Source organism: Ancylobacter sp. (assembly GCF_965249975.1).
GTDB lineage: Bacteria > Pseudomonadota > Alphaproteobacteria > Rhizobiales > Xanthobacteraceae > Ancylobacter.
Genome location: NZ_CBDFNE010000018.1, coordinates 139,881 through 161,957, shown reverse-complemented (window position 1 = coordinate 161,957; position 22,077 = coordinate 139,881). Strand labels below are relative to the sequence as shown.

Annotated in this window: 18 protein-coding genes; 4 read left to right on the top strand and 14 right to left on the bottom strand. The window is 68.3% G+C overall.

The genetic code is table 11. The features are described from left to right. Nucleotides 1-121: 121 nt before the first annotated feature. Entirely contained in the window at nucleotides 122-1,657 is a 1,536-nt protein-coding gene (locus ACP2AH_RS13725; RefSeq protein ID WP_425106315.1) for an acyl-CoA carboxylase subunit beta, read from the bottom strand. 283 nt (nucleotides 1,658-1,940) lie between these two features. Between ACP2AH_RS13725 and ACP2AH_RS13720 the strand changes: the two genes are divergently transcribed. Beyond that, the gene (locus tag ACP2AH_RS13720; protein ID WP_425106314.1) at nucleotides 1,941-3,386 is read left to right on the top strand and encodes a helix-turn-helix domain-containing protein; all 1,446 of its coding nucleotides are present in this window, start codon (nucleotides 1,941-1,943) and stop codon (nucleotides 3,384-3,386) included. Nucleotides 3,387-3,548: 162 nt separating this feature from the next. On the opposite strand, the gene glnT is transcribed toward ACP2AH_RS13720, so the two are convergent. The 5 genes from glnT to ACP2AH_RS13695 form a co-directional block, all read right to left on the bottom strand. Beyond that, a complete protein-coding gene (glnT, locus tag ACP2AH_RS13715; RefSeq protein ID WP_425106313.1) occupies nucleotides 3,549-4,868 on the bottom strand; it encodes a type III glutamate--ammonia ligase in 1,320 nt (439 codons plus the stop codon). 90 nt (nucleotides 4,869-4,958) lie between these two features. Then, entirely contained in the window at nucleotides 4,959-6,296 is a 1,338-nt protein-coding gene (locus ACP2AH_RS13710) for an FMN-binding glutamate synthase family protein (RefSeq protein WP_425106312.1), read from the bottom strand. Nucleotides 6,297-6,303: 7 nt separating this feature from the next. Then, nucleotides 6,304-7,029 carry a protein glxC gene (locus ACP2AH_RS13705; RefSeq protein WP_425106311.1) on the bottom strand — a complete coding sequence of 242 codons (726 nt, stop codon included), beginning with the start codon at nucleotides 7,027-7,029 and terminating at the stop codon, nucleotides 6,304-6,306. Further along, nucleotides 7,026-7,907, bottom strand: a complete 882-nt coding sequence (locus ACP2AH_RS13700) for a class II glutamine amidotransferase (protein ID WP_425106310.1) — start codon at nucleotides 7,905-7,907, stop codon at nucleotides 7,026-7,028. The genes ACP2AH_RS13705 and ACP2AH_RS13700 overlap by 4 nt, the downstream gene beginning before the upstream one ends. A 140-nt stretch (nucleotides 7,908-8,047) precedes the next feature. Beyond that, nucleotides 8,048-8,683 (bottom strand): helix-turn-helix domain-containing protein, encoded by a 636-nt coding sequence (locus tag ACP2AH_RS13695; RefSeq protein WP_425106309.1) that lies wholly within the window; start codon nucleotides 8,681-8,683, stop codon nucleotides 8,048-8,050. Between the two features lie 220 nt (nucleotides 8,684-8,903). Between ACP2AH_RS13695 and sthA the strand changes: the two genes are divergently transcribed. Beyond that, nucleotides 8,904-10,298 carry a Si-specific NAD(P)(+) transhydrogenase gene (sthA, locus tag ACP2AH_RS13690; protein ID WP_425106308.1) on the top strand — a complete coding sequence of 465 codons (1,395 nt, stop codon included), beginning with the start codon at nucleotides 8,904-8,906 and terminating at the stop codon, nucleotides 10,296-10,298. A gap of 177 nt (nucleotides 10,299-10,475) precedes the next feature. Beyond that, on the top strand, nucleotides 10,476-11,996 hold the full coding sequence (locus ACP2AH_RS13685) for an FAD-binding oxidoreductase (RefSeq protein WP_425106307.1): 1,521 nt from the start codon (nucleotides 10,476-10,478) through the stop codon (nucleotides 11,994-11,996). Between the two features lie 21 nt (nucleotides 11,997-12,017). On the opposite strand, the gene folD is transcribed toward ACP2AH_RS13685, so the two are convergent. From folD to ACP2AH_RS13655, 6 genes are all read right to left on the bottom strand, one after another. Further along, nucleotides 12,018-12,887 (bottom strand): bifunctional methylenetetrahydrofolate dehydrogenase/methenyltetrahydrofolate cyclohydrolase FolD, encoded by an 870-nt coding sequence (gene folD, locus ACP2AH_RS13680; protein WP_425106306.1) that lies wholly within the window; start codon nucleotides 12,885-12,887, stop codon nucleotides 12,018-12,020. 10 nt (nucleotides 12,888-12,897) lie between these two features. Further along, nucleotides 12,898-13,767 carry a formyltetrahydrofolate deformylase gene (gene purU, locus ACP2AH_RS13675; RefSeq protein ID WP_425106305.1) on the bottom strand — a complete coding sequence of 290 codons (870 nt, stop codon included), beginning with the start codon at nucleotides 13,765-13,767 and terminating at the stop codon, nucleotides 12,898-12,900. Between the two features lie 203 nt (nucleotides 13,768-13,970). Beyond that, on the bottom strand, nucleotides 13,971-14,594 hold the full coding sequence (locus ACP2AH_RS13670; RefSeq protein ID WP_425106304.1) for a sarcosine oxidase subunit gamma: 624 nt from the start codon (nucleotides 14,592-14,594) through the stop codon (nucleotides 13,971-13,973). Beyond that, the gene (locus tag ACP2AH_RS13665; RefSeq protein ID WP_425106303.1) at nucleotides 14,587-17,559 is read right to left on the bottom strand and encodes a sarcosine oxidase subunit alpha family protein; all 2,973 of its coding nucleotides are present in this window, start codon (nucleotides 17,557-17,559) and stop codon (nucleotides 14,587-14,589) included. The genes ACP2AH_RS13670 and ACP2AH_RS13665 overlap by 8 nt, the downstream gene beginning before the upstream one ends. Beyond that, nucleotides 17,556-17,840: a sarcosine oxidase subunit delta gene (locus ACP2AH_RS13660; RefSeq protein ID WP_425106302.1), complete on the bottom strand. Its 285-nt coding sequence runs from the start codon at nucleotides 17,838-17,840 to the stop codon at nucleotides 17,556-17,558. Before ACP2AH_RS13660 ends, ACP2AH_RS13665 begins: the two co-directional genes overlap by 4 nt. Before the next feature lie 145 nt (nucleotides 17,841-17,985). Then, on the bottom strand, nucleotides 17,986-19,236 hold the full coding sequence (locus ACP2AH_RS13655) for a sarcosine oxidase subunit beta family protein (RefSeq protein ID WP_425106301.1): 1,251 nt from the start codon (nucleotides 19,234-19,236) through the stop codon (nucleotides 17,986-17,988). A gap of 246 nt (nucleotides 19,237-19,482) precedes the next feature. Between ACP2AH_RS13655 and ACP2AH_RS13650 the strand changes: the two genes are divergently transcribed. Next, the gene (locus ACP2AH_RS13650; RefSeq protein WP_425106300.1) at nucleotides 19,483-20,454 is read left to right on the top strand and encodes a LysR family transcriptional regulator; all 972 of its coding nucleotides are present in this window, start codon (nucleotides 19,483-19,485) and stop codon (nucleotides 20,452-20,454) included. A gap of 121 nt (nucleotides 20,455-20,575) precedes the next feature. On the opposite strand, the gene ACP2AH_RS13645 is transcribed toward ACP2AH_RS13650, so the two are convergent. After that, nucleotides 20,576-21,787, bottom strand: a complete 1,212-nt coding sequence (locus tag ACP2AH_RS13645; protein ID WP_425106299.1) for a beta-ketoacyl-[acyl-carrier-protein] synthase family protein — start codon at nucleotides 21,785-21,787, stop codon at nucleotides 20,576-20,578. Further along, complete coding sequence (locus ACP2AH_RS13640; protein WP_244378203.1) at nucleotides 21,787-22,056, bottom strand: acyl carrier protein; 270 nt, start codon at nucleotides 22,054-22,056, stop codon at nucleotides 21,787-21,789. Before ACP2AH_RS13640 ends, ACP2AH_RS13645 begins: the two co-directional genes overlap by 1 nt. Nucleotides 22,057-22,077: the final 21 nt, after the last annotated feature.

Here is a 22,077-nt window from a genome sequence, read left to right as displayed (position 1 = left end):
CTCCCCGTCGGGGAGAGGTCGGCGCGGAGCGCCGGGTGAGGGGGAGGGCGGCTTCGGGATGTCGAGGCTGCGTTGCCCCTCACCCCAACCCTCTCCCCGACGGGGAGAGGGAGAAAGGTCGCTACAACGGCAGGTTATCGTGCTTCTTCAGCGGCGCTTCGATCTTCTTCGAGGCGAGCATGGCGAGCGCGCGGGCGATGCGCTTTCGCGTCGAACGCGGGGTGATCACCTCGTCAATATAGCCGCGCTCGGCCGCCACGAAGGGCGAGAGGAAGCGCTGCTCATATTCGCTCGTGCGCGCCGCGATCTTCTCGGGGTCGTCGATGTCGGCGCGGAAGATGATCTCAACCGCCCCCTTGGCGCCCATGACAGCGATCTGCGCGGTGGGCCAGGCGTAGTTTACATCGCCGCCGATATGCTTGGAGGCCATCACGTCATAGGCGCCGCCAAAGGCCTTGCGGGTGATCACCGTCACCAGCGGCACGGTGGCCTGCGAGTAAGCGAAGAGCAGCTTGGCGCCGTGCTTGATCAGCCCGCCATATTCCTGCGCCGTGCCGGGCAGGAAGCCGGGCACATCGACAAAGGTGACGATCGGGATCTCGAACGCATCGCAGAAGCGCACGAAACGCGCCGCCTTGCGCGAGGCGTCGGCGTCCAGCACCCCGGCCAGCACCATGGGCTGGTTGGCGACGAAGCCGACCGTGCGCCCCTCGATCCGGCCGAAGCCGGTGAGGATGTTCTTGGCGAAACCTTCCTGGATCTCGAAGAAGTCGCCCTCGTCGGCGACTTTTCCGATCAACTCCTTCATGTCGTAGGGCTTGTTCGGATTGTCCGGCACCAGCGTGTCGAGCGAAGGGTCCAGCCGCTCGCCATCGTCGAAGCTCGGCCACACCGGCACGCCGGAACGATTGCAAGCCGGCAGGAAGTCAATCAGCCGGCGCATCTGCAGCAGGCATTCGACATCGTTCTCGAAAGCGCCATCGGCCACCGAGGACTTTGTCGTGTGCACCTTGGCACCGCCGAGTTCTTCCGCCGTCACGCTCTCATTGGTGACGGTCTTCACCACCTCCGGCCCGGTGACGAACATGTAGGAGGTGTCGCGCACCATGAAGATGAAGTCGGTCATGGCGGGGGAATAGACATCGCCGCCGGCGCAGGGGCCCATGATGACCGAGATCTGCGGAATGACGCCGGACGCCAGCACGTTGCGGCGGAACACTTCGCCATAGCCGCCAAGCGCCGCCACCCCTTCCTGGATGCGCGCGCCGCCGGCGTCGAACAGGCCGATGATCGGCGCCCGCACCTTCAGCGCCATGTCCTGGATCTTGGTGATCTTGGCCGCGTGCGCTTCCGAGAGCGAGCCGCCGAATACGGTGAAATCCTTGGCGAAGACGAACACCTTGCGACCGTTCACCGTGCCCCAGCCGGTGACGACGCCGTCGCCGGGAATCTTCTCGGCCTTGTCCATGCCGAAATCGGTGCAGCGGTGCTGAACGAAGGTGTCGAATTCCTCGAAGGAGCCGGTGTCGAGCAGCAGCTCCAGCCGCTCGCGGGCGGTGAGCTTCCCGCGCGTGTGCTGGGCAGCGACGCGCTTCTCGCCGCCGCCGGCTCGCGCGCCGGCGCGGCGCTGTTCGAGTTCGTCGAGAATGGGCTTCATGGCGCTCCTCCGAAGGCGAGCTGTGCGCGCGGGCCTGTGCAGCCTTTCTAGGCGCTTGCGAGGGAGAACATAAGCTGTGAAAATGCGGATCATGAAGTTGTAAAAATTTCACAAAATCGACGGTCTATGCCGCCGCCTCGCGCGCTGTCAGCCTGAGGTGCGAGCGTAACGAGCCTCGAAGGATGTTCGTCCGGGCGCACGTGAGCGGCCATTCTTCGAGGCTTGCCTCCGGCCAGCACCTCACGGTGACGATGCTCTGTAAATGGTTCCGCAGGAGGCGATCATGTCCCGAAAAGTCTTCGCCGGCCACGCGGTCCGCCATGTGCGCGAGCGGCTCGGCCTGACCCAGATGGATTTCGCCCGGCGCCTGTCGCTCTCCCCGAGCTACATCAACCAGATCGAGAGCAACCAGCGCCCGGTCACCGCTGCCGTGCTGCTGGCCATCAGCCGGGTGTTCGATCTCGACATCACCCGCTTCGGCGCCGACGATCTCGACCGCGTGGTCGCCGATCTGCGCGAGGCGCTGGCCGATCCGGTGTTTCGCGGCATCGAGCCGAGCCTGCAGGACCTGAAGAACGCCACCACACACGCGCCCGCCTTCGCCCATGCCTTCCTGCGCCTGCACGGGGCGTTGCGCCGGCTGGAGGAACGCCGCGCCGCGCAGGAGGACGCGCGGGTCTCGGTGGCGCGCGAGGTGGACGGGGCGGCGCCGGACGAGGCGCGCAATCTCGCGCCCTATGAGGAAGTGCGCGACCATTTCCACTACATCGACAATTATGTCGACGGGCTCGACCGCGCCGGCGAGGAGCGGAACGCCGCGCTCGACCTGTTCGGCCGCGACGACGCGGTGGGCGTGCTGGCAGCACATCTGCGCCACCGCCACGACATTACGGTGGAGATGGCGCCCGCCGCGCGGCTCGACGCGCCGCTGCTGGCCTATGACCGCCACCGCCGGGTGGCGACATTGGCCCGCACGCTCGACCCGCCGAGCCGCGCCTTCCGCCTCGCCGCCTTTCTCGCCCGCTTCGAGCAGAGCGACCTCATCGACCAGCATGTGCAGGAGGCCGGCTTCCGCAGCCCCACCGCGCGCGACGTGTGCAGGCTGTCGCTGCAGAACTATTTTGCCGGCGCGCTCTTGCTGCCCTATCGCCGCTTCGCCCGGCTGGCGCGGGAGACGCGGCACGATCTCGACCGGCTGGCCGCGCTCACCGGGGCGAGCCTGGAGCAGGTGTGCCACCGTCTCTCGACGTTGCAGCGGCCGGGCGAGAAGGGGGTGCCGTTCTATTTCCTGAAAGTGGATCGCGCCGGCAATGTCATCAAGCGCCACAGCGCCACGCGCTTCCAGTTCGCCCGCTATGGCGGCGCTTGCCCGGTGTGGAACGTGCACGAGGCGTTCGAGCAGCCGGCCCGCACGCTGGTGCAGCTCGGTGAGATGCCGGACGGCGCGCGCTATCTCTGCCTCGCGCGCGGCACGTCAAAGCCGGCGCTGCGCCACGGTGCGCGCGAGCGCCGCTTCGCTCTCGGCATTGGCTGCGAGATTTCCTATGCCGGTGAACTCGTCCATGCCGACGGGCTGGACCTGAAGGCGGCCGCTCCCGCGCCGCTCGGCGTCAATTGCCGCATCTGCCCGCGCACCGCCTGCCCCGAGCGCGCTTTCCCCCCGCTCGACCGCGCCATCGTGCTCGATCCCGACCGGCGCGACGTGGTGCCGTTCTCGGTCAGGGAGTGAGGGCAGCAGGAGGGATCTGCCCGGTCCCGTCCGCGTGGGTCCTTCGCGGCCCGGCTTTGCCGGGCACCTCAGGATGACGGGCGTAGGCCACACAGGCCCGCCGGCGCAACTTCCGTCATGCTGAGGTGCCGCCCGGCGGGCGGCCTCGAAGCAGGCAGCCCCTCAGATATCCAGCGTGTTGTCGCGTTCCCACTGGGTGAGGTGGCGCGAATAGGCGTTCCATTCCTCGTGCTTGAGCTTGGCATAGCCGTCCACCAGCGGCGCGCCCAGCGCGCTGCGCAGCACGTTCGACTTTTCCAGCGCGCGGATGGCGTCGAGCAGGTTCAGCGGCAGTTTCTTGGCGCCCTTCACCTTGTGGCCGTCGGTGTACATGTTGATGTCGAGACGCTTGCCGGGGTCGCGCTGGTTCTGGATGCCGTCGAGCCCGGCGGCGAGCATGGCGGCGGGGGCGAGATAGGGGTTGGCGGCGCCGTCCGGCAGGCGCAGTTCCAGGCGGCCCGCATCGGGGATGCGGATCATGTGGGTGCGGTTATTGCCGGTATAGGTGACGGTGTTGGGGGCCCAGGTGGCGCCGGAAACGGTGCGCGGGGCGTTGATGCGCTTGTAGGAATTCACCGTCGGGTTGGTGAAGGCGCACAGCGCGTCAGCCGAATGGATCAGCCCGCCGATGAAGCCGTAGCCGAGGGCGGAGAGGCCGAGCTCGCCCGTCTCGTCCTCGAACAGATTGGCGCCCTCCGGGCTCCAGAGCGAGGTGTGCATGTGGCAGCCCGAGCCGGTGAGGTCGATGAAGGGCTTGGGCATGAAGGTGGCACGCAGCCCGTGCTTTTCGGCGATGGAGCGCGCCATGAACTTGAAGAACACATGCCGGTCGGCGGTGGTCAGCGCATCGGCGAAGTCCCAGTTCATCTCGAACTGGCCGTTGGCGTCCTCATGGTCGTTCTGGTAGGGGCGCCAGCCGAGCGTGAGCATGCTGTCGCAGATTTCCTTGATCACCTCGTAGCGGCGCATCAGGGCGGACTGGTCGTAGCAGGGCTTGGTGGCGTTGTCGGCGGCGTCGGAAATCTTCGTGCCGTCGGCATTGGTCAGGAAGAATTCGCACTCCACCCCGGTCTTCATAACATAGCCGAGGCTTTCGGCGCCGAGCATGGTGGATTTGAGCACGTTGCGCGGCGCCTGCGCCACCAGTTCGTCATTCATGACCAAGTCGGAGGCGAGCCAGCCGACTTCCGGCTTCCACGGCAGCTGGACCAGGCTGGAGGCGTCGGGAACGGCGAACAGATCGGCATCGGCCGGGCTCATGTCGAGCCAGGTGGCGAAACCGGCAAAGCCCGCCCCAGACTTCTGCATGCCGCTGATGGCGCTCGCGGGCACGAGTTTCGCCCGGAGCGCGCCGAACAGGTCGACATAGGAGATCAGGAAGTACTTGATGCCGAGCTCTTTGGCGGCATGCTTCAGATCGGCTTGGGCAAGATCAGTGGCCATGGTGCTATCCGGTTTCGCTGTTCCCCGGCCCGTTCGGGCTCGTTGGTCGTCATGACGTGCAAACCCCGCGCCGAGGCGCGGGGTTGATGATCAGAATCCGCCGTTGCGTCCCGGTATCCAGTCGGTGCCGGCGAGCGGCACATTGGCCATGGCGGCGGCCTCAATGGTCAGCGCGACGAGGTCTTCCGGCTCCAGATTGTGCACATGGCTCTTGCCGCAGGCGCGAGCGATGGTCTGGCACTCCAGCGTCAGCACGGCGAGATAATTGGCGAGGCGCCGCCCGGCGGCCACCGGGTCGAGCCGCTTCATCAGCTCCGGGTCCTGCGTGGTGATGCCGGCAGGGTCGCGGCCCTCATGCCAATCGTCATAGGCGCCGGGACGCGTGCCGAGCGCCTCATATTCGGCGGCGTAATGCGGGTCGTTGTCGCCCAGCGCCACCAGCGCGGCGGTGCCGATGGCCACCGCGTCGGCACCGAGCGCCAGCGCCTTGGCGACGTCCGCGCCGTTGCGAATGCCGCCGGAGACGACGAGCTGCACCTTGCGGTGCATGCCGAGGTCCTGCAGCGCCTTCACCGCCTGGCGCACGGCGGCCAGCGTCGGGATGCCGACATGCTCGATGAAGATTTCCTGCGTCGCTGCGGTGCCGCCCTGCATGCCGTCGACCACCACCACATCGGCGCCCGACTTCACGGCGAGCGCTGTGTCGTAATAGGGGCGGGCGGCGCCGACCTTCACATAGATCGGCTTTTCCCAATCGGTGATCTCGCGCAGTTCCTCGATCTTGATCTCAAGATCGTCCGGTCCGGTCCAGTCCGGGTGACGGCAGGCGGAGCGCTGATCGATGCCGACGGGCAGGGTGCGCATGGCGGCGACGCGCTCGGTGATCTTCTGGCCGAGCAGCATGCCGCCGCCGCCGGGCTTGGCGCCCTGGCCGACCACCACCTCGATGGCGTCGGCGCGCTTGAGGTCGTCCGGGTTCATGCCGTAGCGCGAGGGCAGATACTGGTAGACCAGCTGGGTCGAGTGCCCGCGCTCCTCATTGGTCATGCCGCCATCGCCCGTGGTGGTCGAGGTGCCCATGGCCGAGGCGCCGCGCCCGAGCGCTTCCTTGGCATTGGCCGAGAGCGAGCCGAAGCTCATGCCGGCAATGGTGATCGGGATCTTCAACTCGATCGGCTTCTTGGCGAAGCGGGTGCCGAGCACGACCTCGGTGGAGCACTTCTCGCGGTAGCCTTCCAGCGGGTAGCGCGACATGGAGGCGCCGAGGAACAGCAGGTCGTCGAAGTGGGGCACCCGGCGCTTGGCGCCGCCGCCGCGAATGTCATAGATGCCGGTCGCCGCCGCGCGGCGGATTTCCGAGAGCGTGTAGTCGTCAAAGGTGGCGGAAGAGCGCGGCGTGGTGCGCGGGGTGTGGCTGTGGTCGGTCATCGCGCCCTCAATAGCTCGACACGTTGTCGACGTGGAAATGGTAGAGCGTGCGGGCCGAGCCGTAGCGGCGGAATTCCGCGATATCGACCTCGCCCAGAAGGCCGGCCGATTTCAGCTTCTCGGCCAGCAGCGCCTTGTGCTCCTCGCGCATCTCTTTCTCGATGCAGTCGGCCCCGAGCGAGGCGACGGAGCCGCGCACGAACAGCTTGGCTTCATACAGGCTGTCGCCCAGCGCCTCGCCGGCATCGCCCAGCACGGTGAGGGTGCCGGCCTGCGCCATGAAGGCGCTCATATGGCCGACCGAGCCCTTCACCACGATGTCGATGCCCTTCATCGAGATGCCGCAGCGTGCCGAGGCGTTGCCGTCGATGATCAGCAGCCCGCCATGGGCGGTGGCGCCGGCGGCCTGGCTGGCGTCGCCCTTCACATGAATGAGTCCGCTCATCATGTTCTCGCCGACGCCGACGCCGGCATTGCCATGCACGATGACGCGCGCCTGCTTGTTCATGCCGGCGCAGTAATAGCCGACCGGCCCGTCGATCTCGATGGTCACCGGCACGTCGAGCCCGGCGGCGATGGCGTGACGGCCGGCGGGGTGGGCGATCTTCCACAGCGTCTGGTTGGTGTCGGGCGTCAGCTTGTGCAGGGCGCCGTTCAGCTCGCGCAGGGGAGTGGTGGCGAGGTCGACGAGGGTTTCGCCCTCGGCGGTGGCAGGCTTCAGCGAGAGGTTCATGCGGCGCGATCCCAGAAATAGACCTTAGCCGGTTCCGGCTCGAACACCCGCGCGGTCTCGATGCCCGGCAGGCCGGCCAGCGCCCGGTATTCGGAGGCGAAGGCGACGTAGTCGTCGGTTTCCGCCATGACGGCGGGCTTGCAGGCGATGGGGTCGCGCAGCACGCCGAAGCCGCTCTCGGTGCCGACGACGAAGGTATAGAAGCCGTCGAGATCGCCCAGCGAATGCTCCAGCGCCTCACCCAGCGTATCGCCGCCGCGCATGCGGTAGGTGAGGTAGGCGGCGGCGACCTCGCTGTCGTTCTCCGTCGTCACCGGAAGCCCCTCGCGGGCCAGCAGGCGGCGCACGCCGGCATGGTTGGAAAGCGAGCCGTTATGCACCAGGCACTGGTCCGGCCCGGTCGAGAAGGGGTGGGCGCCGTCCGTTGTCACCGCGCTTTCCGTCGCCATGCGGGTGTGGCCGATGGCGTGGGTGCCACTCATCTCTTCCAGCTTGAAGCGCTTGGCGACATCGGCAGGCAGGCCGACTTCCTTGTAGAGCTCCATGCGGGTGCCGGCCCCGACGACGCGCAGCTCCGGCGCGAGGCGGGCGAGCGCGGCGCGGACCGCCGTTTCCTCCGCCACCGGCACGCTCAGCACGCCGTGGGTGTCGCGGGGAAGGATGGGGTGGCCGATCGCCTCGCCGAGCGTGGCGAAATCGGTGCCGGCGGGGCCGCGCAGCGTCAGTTTCACGAAGCCGGGCGTGCCGCCGCCATAGACCGCGAAGCCGGCGGAATCCGGCCCCCGGTCGCACATGATGTCGAGCATCTGCGAAAGCAGGGCGCCGAGTTCCGGCTCCAGCTTCGGCTGCTTCAGGAACAGGCCGACAATGCCGCACATGGCTTGAGAACTCCTGCAGGCAAGGGAAGGGCAAGGGCCATGAGGCCGTGCCTCCTCTTGTAGGAGCGGCGCGGGCACGCGTCAATCAGCGTGAATATAATTTTCTTCTGAGGAAAATGTCGCGGTGTCCGGTTCCGGCCTCAGCGTTCGTTCTCGCGCGGGTACATGATGATGGAGAGGTAGCGCATCGGCCGTACCAGCAACTCCTCCGGCCCATGGGTGGCGGCGCTGTCGAACAGCAGCGAGTCGCCGGGCTTGAGGTGATAGGTGCGGTCGCCATGGCGGTAGATCACCTCGCCGGAGAGCATGTGGATGAACTCCACCCCTGCATGGCGGAAGCCGGTATACGGCACCGCTTCCTCGCTCAGCGTTATCAGATAGGGCTCCACCCCGACCTCGCCGCCGAGCGCATGGCCCAGCAGCTCATATTCATGCCCCACCTTGGTGCCGCGCCGCTCGATGCGCACCCCGCCTCCGGCCGGCACGAAGGAGCAGTCGCGCTTTTCCTCGAAGCTGGTGAACAGGGTGGAGATCGGCACGTTGAGCACGGTGGAAATCGACTGGAGCGTCGCCAGCGAGGGCGAGATCAGCCCGTTCTCGATTTTGGAGAGCATGCCGACCGAGATCCCGGCGGCGCTCGCGACATCAGAGACGGTGAGGTCGAGATCCCTGCGGATCGCCCGCACTTGATGGCCAAGCGCCTGTTCCAGCGTACGCTCGCGCGCCACCGGGGCGCCCGAACCGGTGGTCAGGTCCTCCGCCGGCACCTCAGCCACTGTTGCGCGCGCTTTGCGCCGTCCATCCGTCACGCCAGCTTCCCCCTTGTTCACCCAGCCGATGGGACGCGGTTTGCCGGCAAAAGCAAGCCCCCGGAAAGCCGCGCCGGGCAGGATCGCGCCGTCATGTGTCCGCCCGGCACTGTCATGGAGCCTTGGCATTCATCGTGCATCGAAGGGCGTGCCCCTACCTCGTTGCCACAGGACGGTTCGTCGCGCCATGTATGATTTCGACATGATTGTCATCGGCAGCGGCCCCTCCGGCCGCCGTGCCGCCGTCCAGTCGGCCAAGATCGGCAAGTCGGTGCTGGTCATTGAGAAGGGCCGCCGCGTGGGCGGCGTCTCGGTCCACACCGGCACCATCCCCTCCAAGACGCTGCGCGAGACCGTGCTCAACCTCTCCGGCTGGCGCGAGCGCGGCTTCTATGGGCGTTCCTACCGGGTGAAGCAGGATATCGGCGCCGCCGATCTTATGGCGCGACTGCACAAGACGCTCGACCACGAGGTCGAGGTTCTCGAACACCAGTTCGCCCGCAACGCGGTGAAGACCGCACGCGGCGAGGCGCGTTTTCTCGATCCGCACACCATCGAGATCACCGGAGAGGGCGGCGAGGTCGACACCGTCACCGGCGCGCATGTGCTGATCGCGGTCGGCACCCGCCCGTTTCGGCCGGATTATGTGCCGTTCAACGGCATGAGCGTGTTCGACAGCGACGAGATCGTCGATCTGCCGCGCCTGCCGCGCAGCCTCGCCGTCATCGGCGCCGGCGTCATCGGTGTGGAATATGCCTCGATCTTCAGCGCGCTCGACGTGTCGGTGACCCTGATCGAGCCGCGCTCGACCTTTCTCGACTTCATCGACAAGGAACTGATCGAGGAGTTCACCCACGAACTGCGCGACCGCAATGTCGGGCTGCGGCTCGGCGCCGCCGTCAGCGCCATCACGCTGGATGCGCGCGAGCGGCCGGTGTGCAAGCTGGCGGACGGGCGCACCGTCCAGGCCGACATGCTGCTCTTCGCCGCCGGCCGTGTCGGCGCCACCGACCGGCTGAATCTGGAAGCCGCCGGCCTCAGCGTCGATCATCGCGGCCGCATCACCGTCGAGCCGAAAACGCTGCAGACCGCCGTGCCGCACATCTATGCGGCGGGCGATGTCATCGGCTTCCCTAGCCTTGCCTCCACCTCGATGGAACAGGGCCGCGTCGCCGCCTGCCACGCCTTCGGGCTGGAGCCGCCGCCGCCGCCGGAGTTCTTCCCCTATGGCATCTACGCGGTTCCCGAAATCTCCACCGTCGGCATGAGCGAGGAGGAGGTGCGCAAGCGCGAGATTCCCTATGAATGCGGCATTGCCCGCTTCCGCGAAACCTCGCGCGGCCACATCATGGGGCTGAACAGTGGGATGATGAAGATGATCTTCTCGGTGAAGACGCGCCGCCTGCTCGGCGTCCACATCGTCGGCGAGGGCGCCACCGAGCTGATCCACATCGGCCAGGCCGTGCTCAACCTCAAGGGCACGATCGATTATTTCATCGAGAACACGTTCAACTATCCCACCCTTGCCGAAGCCTACAAGATTGCTGGCCTGGACGCCTGGAACCGCATGACCCGGGTGTGAGCGCCGCCGCCGGGCAGGGGGCTTGCGGCGATCACTGCAATCAGGAGTAGATTAACGCAACCCTGAGAGTTATCGTCGTCCCCTTCACAAGTCGCCATCAATATGGGACGCATGGGCAAAAGGTGCGCGGGCCGCTTTGCGAAAGGTCCTGTAGCCACGCCTCGGGGGAGCGACCAGATGAACGCAGCGCCACGGCTGAACCGCCGCAGTCTTCTCCTCGGCACGGCGGCCAGCGCCGCGCTGGCTGGCTTCGCACCACTGCGGGCGCAAGAGGCGCCGACCACCGCGCTGGTCCCTGCCTCCGCTCCGGCACCAAGTCCGCCGGTCGATCGCTGGCAGGCGCTGGCCCGGATCACCGATGGCGCGCTGCTGCGCCCCTCCGATGCCGGCTTCGCCGCCGAGGCGATGCCGAACAATCTGCGCTTCCGCCATGTGCGGCCGGAAGGCATCGTGCGCTGCCGCACGCCGCAGATGATCGGCGACGTGCTGAGCTGGTGCCAAGATTACGAAGTGCCCTTCGCCCTGCGCGGCGGCGGCCATTCCTATGCCGGCTTCTCCACCACCCATGGCCTGCTGATCGACATGGCGGCGATGAACACCATCGCCTATGACCCGGCTACTGGGCGGGCCAAGGTCGGCGCCGGCGCGATCAACCAGCCGATCTATGACGCGCTGCGCCAGGCCGGGCGGATGATGACGCATGGCCGCTGCCCCACGGTCGGCGTCGCCGGCTTCGTGCTCGGCGGCGGGATCGGCTTCAACATGCGCCGGCTCGGCCTCGCCTCCGATAATCTCGTCGCCTCCGAGATCGTCACCGCCGATGGCCGGGTGCGCACCCTCTCCGCCAGCGAGGAGCCGGATCTGTTCTGGGCCATCCGGGGTGGGGGCGGCGGCAATTTCGGGGTGAGCACCTCCTTCACCTTCGACACCGTGCCGGCCGATCCTCAGCTCACCGCCTTCCGCATCGTCTGGCGCCAGAACACGCGGAAAGTCGCCGGCGCCCTGTTCGCCGCGCTTGACGACGCGCCGGTGACGCTCGGCACTCGCGTCAGCCTCGCCGGCGTAACACCCAAACTTCACGTCGGCGGGCGGCAGGTGGCGATCACGCTGCTTGGCCAGTTCGCCGGCGACCGCCAGGGGCTGGAAAAGCTGCTGCAGCCGGTGATGGCCGTGGCCGCGCCTGAACTGGCCGACATCCGCGAACTGCCCTATTGGGACGCGCAAGCCTTCCTGATGGAGCCCGGCGCGCCCGCTTGGTACCGCGAGCGCTCGGCCTTTCTCGACACCGCGCCGTCCGACGCCTTCCTCGACAAGGCGTTCGACCATCTGGTGCGCTGGCCCGGCACCGGCGCGCATGGCGACCTGTTCTTTTTCCAGACCGGCGGGCGCATCAACGAGACCGCGCCGGCGGCGAGCGCCTTCGTGCATCGCGCCAGCCGCTGGCTGTCGGTGGTGGGTGTGAGCTGGAGCGAGGACGATACGGTGCGGCCGGAGATCGTGCGCGCCGCCAAGGATTGGCAGGACGCGCTCTACCATACGGTCGACCATGCCGGCGGGCACGGGGCTTTCGTCAATTTCCCCGACGCTTCGCTCGCCGAGTGGCGCGCGCGCTATTACGGCGCCAACCTGCCGCGCCTCGCCGCCATCAAGGCGGCGGTCGATCCCGGCAATCTGTTCAGCTTCCCGCAGGCGATCTGACGCGCCGGCAGCGCCGCCGCGTCACGCCTGCTGACGCCGCGCGGCGGTGAGCGTGTTGGCCAGCAGACAGGCGATGGTCATCGGCCCGACGCCGCCCGGCACCGGGGTGATGGCCCCGGCAATGCCCTGCGCCTCCGCGAACGCCACGTCGCCGACCAGCCGGCCCTTGCCGTCCGCACCGGTGATGCGGTTGATGCCGACATCGATCACCGTGGCGCCCGGCTTGATCCAGTCGCCGCGGATCATCTCCGGCCGCCCCACCGCGCCGATGAGGATATCGGCGCGCCGGCACACCGCCGGCAGGTCGCGCGTGCGCGAATGGGCGAGGGTGACCGTGCAGTCCTCGCGCAGCAGCAATTGCGCCAGCGGCTTGCCCACGATGTTGGAGCGCCCGACCACCACCGCTTCCAGCCCGGCGAGGCTGCCGAGCGTGTCTTTCAACAGCATCACGCAACCGAGCGGCGTGCAGGGCACCAGCGCGTCGAGCCCCACCGCCAGCCGGCCGGCATTCACCACATGGAAGCCGTCGACATCCTTGGCCGGGTCGATGGTGGCAAGCACCGCCTGCGCGTCGATATGCGGGGGCAAGGGCAACTGCACGAGAATGCCATGCACGCTGTCATCCGCGTTCAGCGCCCGCACCAGCGCCAGGACGTCGTCCTGTGTGGTGTCCGCCGCCAGCTTGTGCTCGATCGAGGCCATGCCGGCCTCCAGCGTCTGCTTGCCCTTGTTGCGGACATAGACCGCGCTGGCGGGGTCCTCGCCCACCAGCACCACGGCGAGGCCCGGCGTCACGCCGGTCTCCTTGATGAAGGCGGCGACCTCGCCCTTCAGCCGGGCGCGCATCGCCTCGGCAAAGGCCTTGCCGTCGATCAGCCGGGTTTCGACCATGAAAGCCTCCTCAGTCGCGGAACACCACCGTCTTGTGCCCGTTCACCAGCACACGGTCGTCGAGATGCCAGGCCAGCGCGCGGGCGAGGACGCGGCGCTCGATGTCGCGGCCCTTGCGCACGAGATCCTCGGCCGAGTCCTGATGGCTGATGCGCTCGACATCCTGCTCGATGATCGGGCCTTCGTCGAGGTCGGAGGTGACATAGTGCGCCGTGGCGCCGATCAGCTTCACCCCGCGCGCATGCGCCTGATGATAGGGCTTGGCGCCCTTGAAGCCGGGCAGGAAGGAATGGTGAATGTTGATGCAGCGGCCCGACAGCTTGGCCGACAGTCCATCCGACAGAACCTGCATGTAGCGGGCCAGTACCGCCACTTCCGCGCCGGAAGACTGGAACAGCTCCCACAGCTGCGCTTCCTGTTCCATCTTGGTCGATTTGGTGATGGGCAGGTAGTGGAAGGGAATGTCCGCGAAATCGAGATGGGCATAGGTCTCGCGCGGGTAATTGGCGGCGATGGCGACGATGTCCATGGGAATCTCGCCGATGCGCCAGCGATAGAGCAGATCCGCGAGGCAATGGTCGAATTTCGAGACCAGCAGCATCACCTTCGGCTTCCGGCCACGCGGCCGCATGCGCCAGTCGAGCGCGAACTTTCCCGCCACCGCTTCAAAATCGCTCTTCAGAGCCTCCAGCGAGCCGGCGCCGGCGGGGCGGTCGAACATCACCCGCATGAAGAAGCGGCCGCTTTCCGTGTCGTCGAACTGCTGGGCTTCGAGGATGTTGCCGCCCTGCTCGAACAGAAAGCCGGCGACGCCGGCGACGATGCCGGGGCGGTCGGGGCAGGAGAGGGTGAGCACATAGGTGTCGCGGGTATCGGTCATGTCAGGTCTCGTCGAAACGCCGGTCGCGGCGTCGGTGATGCGCGCGCCGACAGGCTTCTAGAGCAATTCCCGCAAAAGTGCCTAGCGGTTTCGCGATAGGAATTGCGTGCGATCAGAGCGTTAGAGGGGTTCCGGCGGCGTAGCATTCACCGGAATGGCTCTGGCGGAGAGAGGTGAAGGGGAAAGCGCGCGGCGCGCCACCGTCAACCTCGTCCCGCCGTTCCGTTCTCCAGAGCGAGGCCGAATTCCGCGCCGCTGGCGACAAGAAAGCGGGTGAAACTGGCTTCAAAGCTGCGTGCCACGAGGAGGCGCCAGGCGTTCTCGCTCACCCGCCACAGCGTCACCCCGATATGGGCGATCACCGTTGTCGCGGCATGGCCGGGCAGAAACACGCGGGGGTCGAGGTCGATCAGCGCGCCCTTGGCGAGGAGATCGGGCACCTTCTCGCCCGTGAGGTCGAAGGTGACAGAGGCGTCGTCCTGTTCGGTGATCGCCGCCTCCGCCCCCAGCAGCGCCCGCAGCGTGCCGGCGAGGTCCGGCTCGGTCTTCGACAGCACGAGGAAGCGTCCCGGCCCGGTGCCGACCACGGTGGAGGCCGCGCCCATCGCCGCGCCGGCCCGGTCGGCGATCTCCAGCCCGAAGGCCCGCCCCAGCCGGGCGGCGACGCTGGCGGCAAAGCCCTTACGGGCGACGACAAGGGCGATGAAGGGTGTGTCCGTGGTGGAGACGGTGACGCCGGGCTCGCCCGCCGCGCCGTAGCGGCCGGAGGGCGGCACGCGGTCGAAGGGAAGGCCCGCGAGGGGATCGGGAGACGAAAGGTCAGCCACGAAGACGCACTCCTTCCGGGTCGATGAAGCCGGGCGCGCAGATTTCCACTTCGATTTCCTCGCCGCGCACCGGGTCATAGGCGCGCACCCGCTCGCCGAGGCGCTCCGGCCCGCGCCGGATCAGGCCGAGGCCGAACCAGTGGCCAAGATGGGGGGAATAGGCCACCGAGGTCATGTAGCCCTGGTCGTTCGCCATGGTGGGCGCGGCGCCGAGGGGGAGGAAATGCGCCCCCGCCCGCAGCCGGCGCGAGGGGTCCACCGGCTTGAAGCCGACGAAGCACGGCCGCTCGGGGTCAGTGAGGCCCGGCCGGGCGGCCATCACGCGGCCGATATAGTCCTTCTTCGTCGAAGCCATGCGGCCGAAGCCGAGATCGCCGGCCGTGGTCTGTCCGGAAAGCTCGTTGCCGGAGACATGGCCCTTCTCGATCCGCATCACGCCGAGCGCCTCGATGCCATAGGGGGTGATGCCGAATTCCTCGCCCGCCGCCATCAGCGCCCGCGCCAGCGCCGCGCCCTGCCGGGCGGGCACGGCGATCTCATAGCCGAGCTCGCCGGAGAAGGAGAGGCGGAACAGCCGCGCCCTTACCCCGCCTATGACCGTGCCCTCGATGGCGCCCATGAAGGGCAGCGCCGCGTTGGACACATCGCCATCGGCCACTCGCGCCAGCACGTCGCGGGCACGCGGGCCGGCGATGGCGATCTGTGCCCATTGCTCGGAGACGGAAGACAGCGCCACGTCGAGTTCCGGCCACAGCACCTGCAGGCAGAATTCGAGATGCTGGAACACCTTGGCCGCATTGGCCGTGGTGGTGGTCATCACATAATGCTCGGGCGACAGGCGTGCGGTGGTGCCGTCGTCCATCACCATACCGTCCTCGCGCAGCATGACGCCATAGCGCGCCTTGCCGACGGCGAGCGCCGCGAAGCCGTTGATGTAGACACGGTCGAGGAAGGCGCCGACATCGCGGCCCTGCAGGTCGATCTTGCCAAAGGTCGACACGTCGATCAGCCCCACGGAGGCGCGCACTGCCGTCACCTCGCGGGATACCGTCTCCAGCCAGTCTTTTTCGCCCGTGCGGGGGAAATACTGCGCCCGCAGCCACGCCCCGGTCTCGATGAACACCGCACCCTGCTCGCGCGCCCATTCGTGAGTCGGTGTGAGGCGGACGGGGCGGAAGTCCTTGCCCCGATGGTGTCCCGCCAGCGCGCCGAGCGACACCGGCGTATAGGGCGGCCGGAAGATCGTCGTGCCGGTCTCGGGGATCGAGGCGCCGGTGAGGCTCGCCATGATGGCGAGGCCGGTGACGTTGGAGGTCCGCCCCTGGTCGGTCGCCATGCCCAGCGTCGTATAGCGCTTCAGAAGTTCGACCGAGCGGAAGCCTTCCCTGTGGGCGATGCCGACATCCTTGGCGGTGACATCGTTCTGCAGGTCGACAAAGGCCGCGCCTTTCGAGCCTTCGACATGCCAGAACGGGGTGAGGGCGAAGGGGGCATCCGCCACCTCGGGCACGTCGGGCGCCGGCACGGTGAAGCCAAGCGCCTGCGCCGCCTCGGCACCCATCGCCGCGCCGTCCTTCAAACACGCGCCAAGGCCGAAGACGCCCCGCGCCGCGCCCGCCACGGTGAGCCCCGGCGGGCAGGTGCCCGGCACGAAGGCGGCGATGGCCTCGTCCCATCTGGGCTTGCCGCCATGGTGGCAGGTGAGATGCACGGAAGGCGACCAGCCGCCGGAGACGGCGAGCGTGTCGGCGGCGATCCGCTCGGTACCCGAGCGGGTGGTGACGGTGAGCCCGCTGAGCGTCTTGCCCTTGGTGGCGATCACCTGCGCGCCGGTGAGCACGCGGAGGCCCTCGGCCCGCGCCGCCGCCATGAGGGCGGGGTCGATCTCCGCCCGCACGTCGATGATGGTCTCCACCGGCGCGCCAGCGGCATGGGCAGCCAGCATCTGCCGCCACGCGCCGTCATTATTGGCGAACAGCGCGATCCTTTGCCCCGGCAGCGCGGCGTGGCGCTGCACATAGGTGCCGACCGCTCCCGCCAGCATCACGCCCGGCCGGTCATTGCCGCCGAAGACGATGGGCCGCTCGGTGGCGCCCGCCGCCAGCACGGCGCGCCGGGCGATGAGCCGCCACAGCCGCTGGCGCGGCTGGAAGGGCAGGGGTTCGGCCCGATGGTCGCTGACGCGCTCCAGCGCGCCATAGGTGCCGCTGTCATAGACGCCGAACACGGTGGTGCGGCGCATCACCCGCACATTGGGCAGGCTCATCAGTTCCGCCACGACATGGGCGGCGAAGGCCGGGGCGGGCCGGCGGTCGATGTCGCCGGCCTCGGCATTCAGCCCGCCGCCGGGCAGAAAATCCTCATCAGCGAGGATCACCCTCGCGCCGGAACGCGCCGCCGTGAGCGCCGCCATCAGTCCGGCTGGGCCGGCGCCGATGACCAGCAGGTCGCAGAAGGCGGTAGCCTTCTCATAATGGTCGGGGTCCGCCTCCTCCGCCGCCCGCCCGAGCCCGGCGGCGCGGCGGATGATCGGCTCGTAGAGCTTCTCCCAGAAGGCGGCGGGCCACATGAAGGTCTTGTAGTAGAAGCCGGCGCCGAGAAAGGGTGACAGGAAGCGGTTGAGGCTCAGCGCGTCGACGGCGAGCGAGGGCCAGCGGTTCTGGCTGGCGGCTTCCAGGCCGTCATAGAGCTCGGCGACGGTGGCGCGGGTGTTGGGCTCGCGCCGCGCGCCGGCGCGCAGCTCCACCAGCGCGTTCGGCTCCTCCGCGCCGGCTGCGACGATGCCGCGCGGGCGGTGATATTTGAACGAGCGGCCGACCAGCCGCACGCCATTGGCCAGCAGCGCCGAGGCCAGCGTGTCGCCCTCATAGCCGCGATAGGCGGTGCCGTCGAAGCGGAAGCCGAGCGGCTTTGCCCGGTCGATCAGGCCGCCGCTGGTCAGCCGGTTGCGGTTGGGCGCGCTCATGCCGGCTCTCCCGTCGCCTGTTCGGTCGCACGCGCGGCGACCGCGCCTGAAATGGCATGGGTGCGGGTGTCGCGGGTGACGCGCAGCCACTGGCGGCAGCCATTGGCGTGGTACCACCATTCCTCATGCGCCCCGGCCGGGTTATCGCGCAGATAGACATAGTCGTGGAACGCCTGTTCAGCGTCCGGCGCGGCGGGGTCCGGGCGCGTCAGCGTCGCGTCGCCGAGATAGGCGAATTCATGGGCGTCGCGTTCGCCGCAATAGGGGCAGGGAATACGCATCAGGCGGCACCTTCGGGATGAAGCCCCTCACCCGGATCGCTGGGCGATCCGACCTCTCCCCCATGGGGAGAGGTGAAGGGCGGCCGGCTCCCTCTCCCCATGGGGGAGAGGGATGGGGTGAGGGGGAGGGCGCTAATGGCACTCATCAATGCAGGTTCGGCTGGGCGCCGACTCCCTTCTCATCGATGAGATGGCCGGTACGGAAGCGGTCCAGCCGGAAGGCGCCGGCGGTTTCGTGCGGCTCCCCTCTCGCCAGCAGATGGGCGAAGCACCAGCCGGAGGCCGGCGTCGCCTTGAAGCCGCCATAGCACCAGCCGGCATTGAGATAGAGCCCCGGCACCGGCGTGCGGTCGATGATCGGCGAGCCGTCCATCGACATGTCCATGATGCCGCCCCAGTGGCGCAGCAGCCGCAGCCTGCCGATGCGCGGCATCAGCGCCATGCCGCCCTCGCACACATCCTCGATCACGGGGAGGTTGCCGCGCTGGGCGTAGGAATTGTAGCCGTCAATATCGCCGCCGAAGACGAGGCCGCCCTTGTCGGACTGCGAGATGTAGAAATGCCCAGCGCCGAAGGTGATGACGCCGTCGACCAGCGGCTTCAGCCCTTCGGAGACGAAGGCCTGCAGCACATGGCTTTCGATCGGCAGCCGCAGCCCGGCCATGGCGGCGACGCGCGAGGACGAACCCGCCACCGCTACCCCGACCTTGCCCGCCCGCACCGGCCCGCGCGTGGTCTCCACGCCGACGATGGCGTCGCCCTCGCGGATGAAGCCGGTCACCTCGCAATTCTGCACGATGTCGACGCCCAGCCGGTCGGCGGCGCGGGCATAGCCCCACACCACGGCGTCGTGGCGGGCGGTGCCGGCGCGGGCCTGCCGCAGCCCGCCCTGGATGGGGAAGCGGGCATTGTCGAAATCGAGGAACGGGTACATGGCCCGCACCTGCGCCTTGTCCAGAAGCTGCGAGTCGACGCCGGCGAGGCGCATGGCGTTGCCGCGCCTGGCATAGGCGTCGCGCTGGGCGTCGGAGTGGAACAGGTTGAGAATGCCGCGCTGGCTCACCATCGCATTGTAGTTCAGCTCCTGTTCCAGCCCTTCCCACAGCTTCATCGACCATTCGTAGAACGGTTCATTGCCGGGCAGCAGATAGTTGGAGCGGATGATGGTGGTGTTGCGGCCGGCATTGCCGGAGCCGATGACGCCCTTTTCCAGCACCGCGACGTTGCGGATGCCATGCACCTTGGCGAGGTAATAGGCGGTCGCCAGCCCATGCCCGCCACCGCCCACGATGATCACGTCATAGGCCGGTTTTGGCACCGCCTCGCGCCAGGCCGGGGTCCAGCCCTTCTGGCCGTTCAGGGCATTGGCGAGCAGGGAAAACACAGAATAGCGCATGGGGCAGGGCTCGTTCGGGGCTCGCGTGGCGTTGGCTGCCGGACACCGTCAAAACCTATAGATCAACGCTGATCCGGTGATAATATAAGTTTTGGTTATAGATGGCCCCGAGAAGGCCGTCATCCTGAGGTACGAGCGAAGCGAGCCTCGAAGGATGGGTTTCCAGGCGCGCAGTGGCGAGAATCCTTCGAGGCCCGGCTCGCGCCGGGCACCTCAGGATGACGGCGAGACACGAAAGACCGCCCCATGCCCCCCGCCGACACGCTGCCCTTCGACCTGCGCGCGCTGGAAATCTTCCTCGCCGTCTGCGACGCCGGCACCATGGCGCAGGCGGCGCGGCGGCTCGGGCTGACCCAGCCCGCCATCTCGCAGGCGGTGGCCGATCTCGAACGGCGCATCGGCATTGCCCTGTTCGACCGCACCGCCCGCCCGCTCGGCCTCACCGCCGCCGGCGGGGCGCTGCGCCAGCGGGCCAGCGCACTGGTCTCCGAAGCCCGCCAGATCGCGCCGCTGCTGCGCGAGGCCGAGCATGCCCGCCTGCCGCTGCTGCGCGCCGGGCTGGTGGATTCGCTGGCGCGGGTGCTGATGGCGCCGCTCGCCCGCGCGCTGGGGGAGAAGGCGGAGCAGGTGTCGCTGCTCTCGGGCCTCACCGCCTCGCATGCAGGGGCGTTGCTGACCCGCCAGCTCGACCTGCTCGTCGGCGCCGACGCGCTGGACGAGATCGAGGGGCTGGAACGCTGGCCGCTGCTCACCGAGCCCTATGTGTTGCTGCTGCCGACGACGGCGCGGCCCCCGGCTTCGGTGGACGCGCTGGAGGAACTTGCCCGCGCCCTGCCGCTGGTGCGCTTCTCCGCCCGTTCCAAGACCGGCATGGAGGTGGAGCGGCATCTGCGTCGACTGCGGCTGGACCTACCGCGCCCGCTGGAATTCGACACGCCTTATGGCGTCACCAGCGCGGTGCTGGAAGGGGCAGGCTTCGCTGTGACCACGCCGCTCTGCCTGGTGGAAGCCGGGCTGAAGCTGGACGGTTTCGCCTGCCACAAGCTTCCCGGCCCGGGGCTGACGCGCCATCTCACCCTCATCGCCCGCCGGCAGGAATTGGGTCGCCTGCCGCGCGAGATCGCCGCCTTCTGCCGCGCCCGCCTTGGCGCCGTGCGCGCCGCCGTGGCGACGTTGGTGGGGGAGGGGCTGGCGGCGGAGTTCGAGGTGGAGGGGTGAGGCTGTGCGTGCTTCGAGGCCCGGGCGTTGCCCGGGCACCTCAGCATGACGATGGGAGGTCGGCATGCGCCGTCATCTTGAGGTACCGGACGTCAGCCGGGCCTCGAAGGCTGCCGCCTGCTCACCCGTACCGCTTCACCGCCAGCACCGCATTCAGCCCGCCAAAGGCGAAGCTCGACGAGATCGCGGCCTCGATGGCCGCCTCGCGCGCCGCGTTCGGCACGCAGTCAAGGTCGCACTCGGGGTCGAATTCGCGAAACCCCATGGTCGGTGGCAGGAAGCCCTCGCGCAAGGCGAGCACCGTGGTCACGAAGTCCAGCGCGCCGGAGGCGTTCATCGTGTGGCCGTATTGCGACTTGGACGACGACACCGGCAGCTTGGCGAGGTGATCGCCGAACACTAGCCGCAGCGCGGCGGCCTCAGTCTTGTCGTTCAGCGCTGTGGCGGTGCCATGGGCGCTGACATAGCCGACCGCCTCCGGCGCCAGCCCGGCATCCTCCAGCGCGAAGCGCATCGAGGTGGCGGCGCTCGCCATGTCCGGGGCGGTGATGTCCATGCCGTCCGCGCTCATGCCGAAGCCGACAAGCTCTGCGTGGATGGTGGCGCCCCGCGCCCGCGCCCAGTCCAGATTCTCCAGCACCACGGCGCCGGCGCCCTCGCCGATGACGAGGCCGGAACGGTCCTTGGAGAAGGGGCGGCAGGCCTCGGGCGAGAGCACGCGCAGCGCCTCCCAGCTCTTCAGCATGCCATAGGTGATCTGCGATTCGCCTCCGCCTGCCAGCGCGACATCCAGCATGCCGGACCGCACCATGTGGAAGGCGGTGCCGATGGAATGGGCGGCGGAGGAGCAGGCCGAGGCGATGGAAAAGGCCGGGCCGTGAATGCCGAGATCCATGGTCACATGGCTCACCTGCCCGCTCGGCATGGCGCGCGGCACGGTGAAGGGGTGCGGGCGCGGCGCGCCTTCGGCATAGAGCTTGCGGTAGCTGTCATCGACGGCATGGAAGCCGACCGAGGCGGCGAAGATCGCGCCGACGCGGTGGCGCGCCACGCCTTCCAAGGCAGGGCCGGCATCCGCCAGCGCCTGCCGGGCGGCGACGACGGCGAATTGCGAGGTACGGTCGACAAGGCCGAGCTGGCGCGGTTCGAAATGGTCTTCCGGCACGAAGCCGCGCACTTCGGCGGAAATCTTCGTCTTCATGGCGGAGACATCGAGGCCCTGCGTCTCGCCAATGCCCACCGTGCCGGCGCGCAGGCCGGCGAGATGGGCGGCGATATCATTGCCCAGCGCCGAGAGCGAGCCAAGGCCGGTGACGGCGACGCGAGCGGCCATCAGGCGGTCTTCGCCTTCTGCGCCGCGAGCAATTCGGCGACATGGTCGACCAGCGTGCCAACCGTGACCTCGCTGCCGCTCAGCGGGCCGTCATTGGGAATCTCGATGCCGAAACGGCTTTCCAGCTTGAAGATGGTCTCGATCAGGTCGAGCGAGGAGATGCCCAGCTCCGCCACCGGCGTGTCCGGCGTGAGCAGGCTCGCATCCACACCGACCTCGCCGGAGATGAAGGCGACGATTTCGGCGACGGCGGGATCGTCTGTCTGCATGCGTCTGTGCTCTGTCTCGTG